The 6,122-nt window shown below is 73.0% G+C and carries 8 protein-coding genes; 5 read left to right on the forward strand and 3 right to left on the reverse strand.

Annotated elements, in window-relative coordinates; translation table 11 throughout:
* The first annotated feature begins 293 nt into the window (after positions 1–293).
* The 5 genes from VGR37_02235 to VGR37_02255 all read left to right on the forward strand — a co-directional run bounded on the left by VGR37_02235 (position 294) and on the right by VGR37_02255 (position 4,627).
* A complete protein-coding gene (locus tag VGR37_02235) occupies positions 294–1,184 on the forward strand; it encodes a deoxyribonuclease IV (GenBank protein HEV2146216.1) in 891 nt (296 codons plus the stop codon).
* A gap of 25 nt (positions 1,185–1,209) precedes the next feature.
* A complete protein-coding gene (locus VGR37_02240; protein ID HEV2146217.1) occupies positions 1,210–1,500 on the forward strand; it encodes a hypothetical protein in 291 nt (96 codons plus the stop codon).
* Between the two features lie 228 nt (positions 1,501–1,728).
* Positions 1,729–2,178: a YhcH/YjgK/YiaL family protein gene (locus tag VGR37_02245; GenBank protein HEV2146218.1), complete on the forward strand. Its 450-nt coding sequence runs from the start codon at positions 1,729–1,731 to the stop codon at positions 2,176–2,178.
* Between the two features lie 3 nt (positions 2,179–2,181).
* On the forward strand, positions 2,182–2,586 hold the full coding sequence (locus VGR37_02250; protein HEV2146219.1) for a hypothetical protein: 405 nt from the start codon (positions 2,182–2,184) through the stop codon (positions 2,584–2,586).
* Positions 2,587–2,770: 184 nt separating this feature from the next.
* Entirely contained in the window at positions 2,771–4,627 is a 1,857-nt protein-coding gene (locus VGR37_02255; GenBank protein ID HEV2146220.1) for a PDZ domain-containing protein, read from the forward strand.
* Between the two features lie 302 nt (positions 4,628–4,929).
* On the opposite strand, the gene VGR37_02260 is transcribed toward VGR37_02255, so the two are convergent.
* The 3 genes from VGR37_02260 to VGR37_02270 all read right to left on the reverse strand — a co-directional run.
* Positions 4,930–5,292 (reverse strand): hypothetical protein, encoded by a 363-nt coding sequence (locus VGR37_02260; protein ID HEV2146221.1) that lies wholly within the window; start codon positions 5,290–5,292, stop codon positions 4,930–4,932.
* 47 nt (positions 5,293–5,339) lie between these two features.
* The gene (locus VGR37_02265; protein HEV2146222.1) at positions 5,340–5,561 is read right to left on the reverse strand and encodes a hypothetical protein; all 222 of its coding nucleotides are present in this window, start codon (positions 5,559–5,561) and stop codon (positions 5,340–5,342) included.
* Positions 5,554–6,122: TlpA disulfide reductase family protein (locus VGR37_02270; GenBank protein HEV2146223.1), on the reverse strand; the 569-nt coding region annotated here is incomplete at its 5' end. The genes VGR37_02270 and VGR37_02265, both read right to left, overlap by 8 nt.

Here is a 6,122-nt window from a genome sequence, read left to right on the forward strand (position 1 = left end):
GGCCTGGAACGCGGAGGCCACCCCGTCCGGGGCGGACGGCGGTGCGGGCGCCGGGTCCTGCGCCGCGGCCCCCGCGGCGAGGAGCACGGACAGCGTGGCGGCGAGCAGGGCGACTGTCTTCATGATGCCTCCAGGGTTCCCGCGGGAATGCCGGGGATGCGGGAAGGAGAAGGACCTGCAAGGTGCGTGCTCCCCGGGCGCGGGAGGACGCGACGGTTGCCCGCCCCTCCGCCCCGGCCCTAGCTTCCCGTCCCGGGCCGCTCCGGCCATGCGCACCCCCAGACTCCACGAAGATGCCCCGGTACATCGGCGCACACACCATCGACAACGGCGGGATCCACATGGCCGCCCTGCGCGCGGGCGGCGCCGGGATGAAGGCGCTCCAGGTCTTCACCGCGCCCCCGCGCTTCTACGGCGACCGGGCGGGGATGAAGCCGGAGAAGGCCGAGCGCTTCAACGCCGCCCTGCGCGAGGCCGGGATCCGGCCGGAGCACGTGGTGGTGCACGGCGCCTACGTCCTGGGGGTCGCCACGCCGGACCCGGCCAAGTGGGAGCGCGCCGCCGCGGGGCTCGCCAAGGAGCTGGAGCGCTCCACGGCGCTGGGGGTGGGCGCCGTCTGCTTCCACCCCGGCTCCGCCTCCGACGGCGACCGGGCCGCCGCCGCGGAGCGGGTGGCGAAGGCGATCACGGCCGCGCTGCGGAAGACGGAGGGGAGCACCCGGCTCCTGGTGGAGAACACCGCGGGGGCCGGGCAGACACTGGGGCGCACCGCCGCCGAGGTGGCCGACATCCTCCGCCACGTCCCCGACGAGCTGCGCCCGCGCACCGGCTACGGGCTGGACACCTGCCACCTGTACGCCTCCGGCTACGACATCGCCGGGTCGGAGAAGGCGCTCCGGGCGATCCTGGACGAATGGGAGGGGGAGACCGGGGAAAAGCCCTCCTTCTTCCACCTCAACGACAGCGAGGGCGGGCTGGGCACCAACAGGGACCGCCACGTGCTGATCGGCGAGGGGGAGATCGGCGAGGAAGCCTTCCGCTGGCTCCTGAACGACCCCCGCAGCCGCGACGTCCCGCTGATCCTGGAGACCCCGCAGGAGAAGCCCGACGTCGCCGACGACGACCCCTCCCCCGACCCGTACGACGTGCGGATGGGGGAGCTGCTGCGGAGCTTCGTCAAGTGAGGCGCGCCCCCACGCGGAGGCCGCGGTGAGCGCGGGAGGGGCGGACCCGGAGGTGGTCCGCCGCCGCCGCGAGGACCGCCGCCGCTTCCTGGAGCGCCTGTACCGGAGCAGCGAGGAGGACGGGGTGGTGTACGAGGACGGCTACGAGATCGCCGAGGAGCTGGGGCTCTCGCGGACCGACGCCGAGCGGATCGCCCGGTACCACGAGGACCACGGGTACGTGAAGGGGATGGGCGGCACCGGCCTCACCCTGCGCATCACGGCCCGCGGCATCGATTTCGTCGAGTCCGGGGGTTTCTCTTCCGAGGAGTCGTAGAGACGGGCCGCTCCGGAGCCAAGCCAAACAGCCGGCTTGTCTCCTGCACGGGCTCCGGGAGCCAGGCCAAACCGCCGGCCTGTCTCCCCTCGCCGGAGTGAGCCAGCCGAAACTACCCGGCTGTCTCCCTCCGTACGGCATCATATGGGTACTGCGGAACCACCAACGGCGCCCGTGCCGTGATCTCCCGGCGCGGGATGCCGTGTCGCACTTCGCACTCTCGCACTCATGCTCCTCGACTCCCTCCAGGCCCTCGACGACTCCGCGCTTTCCGAAGGGCTCCGCGCCGCCCTGGGCTACCTGCGCGCGTTCGACCCGGCGACGCCGGACGGGCGGCATCCGGTGGATGGGGAGCGGGTGTTCGCGCTGGTGCAGACGTACGAGACGGGGCCGTCCACCGAGAAGCGCTTCGAGTCGCACCGGGCGCACCTGGACGTGCAGTACGTGGCGGAGGGGGAGGAGCGGATCCTGCACGCGCCCGTCCGCCTGCTCACGCCCGCGGAGCCGTACGACCCGGAGCGCGACGTGGTCTTCTACGAGGAGCCGAAGCATGCCAGCTCGCTGCTGCTCCGCCCCGGCGACCTGGCCGTGCTGTACCCGGGCGACGGGCACAAGCCGGGGTGCATGGCCGGCGGGCGGCACCGCGTCCGGAAGGTGGTCGTGAAGGTGAGGGTCTGACGCATGGCTCCGGCTCCCTCCCCTTCCGGGCCCCGCCCCGCCGCCCTGGCGCTGGTCCGCCTGGCGATCCTCACGGCGGTCCTCGGCTTCGGGGCGGTGGTCTGGTACCTCCAGCGGCAGCCCGGGTGGGCGCCGAGCGCGGTGGACCGCGACACCCTCTCCTACGTGTCGCTGGCCGTGTGGGTGCTCGCCGGCGGCGGCGTGCTCCTGGTGCGCTCGCTGCAGCGGCGCCAGGCCGACCCGGGGCGCGCGCGGCCGCTCCTGGTCGCAGGGTGGGCGCTCGGGGAGGTCACGGCGCTCTGGGGCGGCGTCTACTACCTCCTCACCGGCGACCCGCAGCGCTACTTCACCGGGCTGATCTTCCTGGCGCTGGTCTTCCTCATGTTCCCGGTGCCGGGACGAAGGTAGCGACGGCGGACTTCCCCGCGCTGAGCGGCCCTTGCGCCCGGCAGGATCGGTCCGGTCCCCGCCGTATCCTGCCGCGGTGAAACGAACGCCCGCCCGCCTGGTACAAGGCCGGGCGGGTTTGCCGCGCGCCGGTCCGCGCCGTAGACTGCCCGCGCACCGCACACGACCCGCACCCCCGGATGGAATGAAAGTCCGCGCGCTCCCGATCGTCTTCCTCCTCGCCGCGACACACGCCGCCGCGCAGGCGCCGGTCACGTACGAGGTCGCCTTCCCCAACGCCGTGCACCACGAGGCGGAGGTCAGCGTGACCTTCCCGGACCTCCCGGCCGGCCGGCCGCTGGAGGTGTGGATGAGCCGCACCTCGCCGGGCCGCTACGCCCTGCACGAGTTCGCCAAGAACGTCTACGCCGTGAAGGCGTTCGACGCGCAGGGGCGTCCGCTCGCGGTGACCCGGCCGGACCCGTACCGCTGGAGCGTGGCCGGGCACGACGGCACGGTGCGCATGACCTACACGCTCTTCGGCGACCGCGGCGACGGAACGTACGCGCAGATCGACAACACCCACGCGCACCTGAACGCCCCCGCCACGTACATGTGGGCGCGGGGTCTGGAAGACCGGCCGGTGCGGGTCACCTTCCGCGCCCCGGACCCCGCCTGGAAGGTGGCGACGCAGCTCGTCCCCACGAGCGACCCGTACACCTTCACCGCGCCGAACCTGGAGTACTTCCTGGACTCGCCCGCCGAGGTGAGCGCGCACGACTTGCGGAGCTGGCAGGTGCGCTCGGGCGGGAAGACGTACACCATCCGCATCGCGCTGCACCACGCCGGGACTTCCGCGGAGGCGGAAGCGTTCACGGAGATGGCGAAGAAGGTGGTGGCGGAGCAGGCCGCGGCCATGGGCGGGCTCCCGGACTTCGACTACGGCACCTACACCTTCCTGGCCGACTACCTCCCCCAGGTGTCCGGCGACGGGATGGAGCACCGCAACTCCACCGTGCTCACCAGCACCCGGCCGCTCTCCACGGGCGCCCTGGCGAACCTGGGGACGGTGTCGCACGAGTTCTTCCACACCTGGAACGTGGAGCGGCTCCGCCCGGCCTCGCTGGAGCCGTTCGACTTCACCGCCGCCGACATGTCGGGCGAGCTCTGGTTCGCGGAGGGGTTCACGCAGTACTACACGCCGCTCTTCATCAAGCGCGCCGGGCTGACCGGGCTGGAGCAGTACCTCCCCTCGCTCGCGGGGACCATCAACACCGTCACGCTCTCGCCCGGACGGCGGCTCTTCTCCCCCGTCGAGATGAGCATGCAGGCGCCCTTCGTGGACGCCGCCACCTCGGTGGACCCGCACAACCGCGGCAACACCTACATCTCGTACTACACCGGGGGGGCCGGGATCGGGCTGGCGCTGGACCTGGAGCTCCGCGCCCGCGGGAAGACGCTGGACGAGTACATGCGGGCGCTCTGGCGCGACTTCGGCCGCCACCAGGACCCGCGCTCGCTCACGCCGCAGAAGCCGTACACGCACGAGGACCTGCGGAACACGCTGGCGGCGCTCACCGGCGACCGCGCCTTCGCGGAGGACTTCTTCCGCCGCTACGTGGAGGGCCACGAGGCGCCGGACTTCGAGCGGCTCCTCGCCCCGGCCGGGCTGCTCGTGCGGAAGGCGCAGCCGGGTCGCGCCTGGATCGGCGAGGCCGTGGTCGCGTTCGACAGCACCGGCGCCTCGGTGGGCGCCTACCCGCTGGCGGGCTCGCCGCTGTACGATGCCGGGCTGACGCGCGGCGACCGGATCCACTCCGTGGGCGGCCGGCCGGTGGCCTCGCGGGCGGAGCTGGAGGCCGTGCTGGGGGCCGCGAAGCCCGGCGACGCACTGCCCATCGAGTACGAGCAGCGCGGGGAGCGCCGCACCGCCTCACCGCGGACCGTCGAGAGCCCGATGCTGGAGGTCGTGACGTACGAGTCGGCAGGACGTCCGGTCACGCCCGCGGTCCGCAGGTTCCGGGAGAGCTGGCTGGGATCGAAGGCGGGGAACCGGGAATAGCCTGCGACGGCCCTCACCCGGCGGCCCGAGAGCCGCCACCCTCTCCCAAGTCTGGCAGAGGGGATCAACTGGAGCGCGCGTGGCTCTCTTACCGGGAGGGTCGCAGGGAGGGGGCGGGGGTGGTCGGAGGAAGAAGTGGATGTTTGAGCGAAGCGAGTTACACTTCTTCCGGAGTGCCACCCCCGCCCCCGACCGCCGCGCGCGAAAGCCCCAGCGAAGAACGAGAACGGCGCCCGAAGGGGCGCCGTTCTCGTTCCTGCCGTACCCGCGCGGAGCGGTCCGCCGTAATCGGTGGACGAAGCTCAGGCGTTCGGGACGTAGAGCGTGATCTCGTCGCCCTCGCGGACGGAGATCTCCTGGCTGAGGGGGGTACGGCTGCTCCCGATGGGGTCGATCAGGAACTGCAGCCTCGAGACCCCCGCCACCACCTGGCGCGGGATGGTCAGGACCTGCGTCGAGACGGCCTGCACCGTGCCCAGGCGCACCCGCTGCGAGCCGCCGGCGCGGACGGCGTACACGTTCACCGCGGACCAGCTCCGGTTCTCCACGCGCACCGTGGTCCGGGTCTGCGGATCGGCGGCGGAGGGCGTGCCCTGCCGTGCGCCGCACCCGGCCAGGAAGAGCACCGGGACGAGAAGGAACAGGATTCTGCGCAGGGATCGCACGATGGCCTCCTCGGGCATGGGGTTCGGATGGAGAGCGTACCGGAAGGTCAGCCCTCCCAGGGACGAGACTCCGCGAGCCGCTCGCGGAGCGCCTCCTCGGTCATCTCCGCGAGCTCCTGGTCTGCGTCGCGCACCGTTTCGGACGCGAGCGGCGCGGTGCGGGCGCCGCTCCCCTGGCGGGGGGAGAAGAGGAGGACCACCGTCCCCCACGACTCCCGCCCCGGGACCACGTCCCACGTCCGCCCCTCGGCATCCGTGAAGCTACGCATCGTCCGCGCCGAAAGTTCCCTCGGAGGGGGCGGCGAGCGCTTCGGCCAGGAGACGGGTGAGCGTGGGATCGTCGGCGTCCACGGGGCCCACGTGCTTCCACAGGATCGTCCCGTCCCGCCCGATCAGGAAGGTGCTGGGGACGCCCAGCGTCCGGAAGGTGGAGGAGACCCGCTCCTCCGGGTCCAGCCAGACGGGGTACGTCATCCCGTACTCCCGCGCGAAGCCCTCCACCGCCGCGCGGTCGGAGCGGTTGTCCACGCTGACCCCCACCAGCGTCAGCCCCTGGGCGGCGTGGCGCTCGTGCAGCTCCTGGAGCGCGGGGATCTCCTCGCGGCAGGGGTGGCACCAGGTGGCCCACACGTTCAGGAGCACCACCTTCCCCCGCAGGGCGTCCAGCGAGACGGTGTCGCCGGAAAGGGCGGCGGCGGCGTACGCGGGGGCGGGGCTCCCCACCTCAGGGGCGGCGAAGCGCCGCCCCTCCGCGCACCCCGCGAGCAGCAGCAGCGCCGCGGAGGCCAGCCGGAGCGCGCTCACCGCCCGCCTCCCAGCGAGGCCCGCGC

It is taken from the genome of Longimicrobiaceae bacterium, from assembly GCA_035936415.1.
GTDB lineage: Bacteria > Gemmatimonadota > Gemmatimonadetes > Longimicrobiales > Longimicrobiaceae > JAFAYN01.

What these genes read in the sequence shown, in the direction of transcription:
- VGR37_02235 (HEV2146216.1), top strand. Translation starts at nt 294, where the DNA reads ATGCCCCGGTACATCGGCGCACACACCATCGACAACGGCGGGATCCAC.
- VGR37_02245 (HEV2146218.1), top strand. Translation starts at nt 1,729, where the DNA reads ATGCTCCTCGACTCCCTCCAGGCCCTCGACGACTCCGCGCTTTCCGAA.
- VGR37_02250 (HEV2146219.1), top strand. Translation starts at nt 2,182, where the DNA reads ATGGCTCCGGCTCCCTCCCCTTCCGGGCCCCGCCCCGCCGCCCTGGCG.
- VGR37_02255 (HEV2146220.1), top strand. Translation starts at nt 2,771, where the DNA reads ATGAAAGTCCGCGCGCTCCCGATCGTCTTCCTCCTCGCCGCGACACAC.
- VGR37_02265 (HEV2146222.1), bottom strand. Translation starts at nt 5,561, where the DNA reads ATGCGTAGCTTCACGGATGCCGAGGGGCGGACGTGGGACGTGGTCCCG.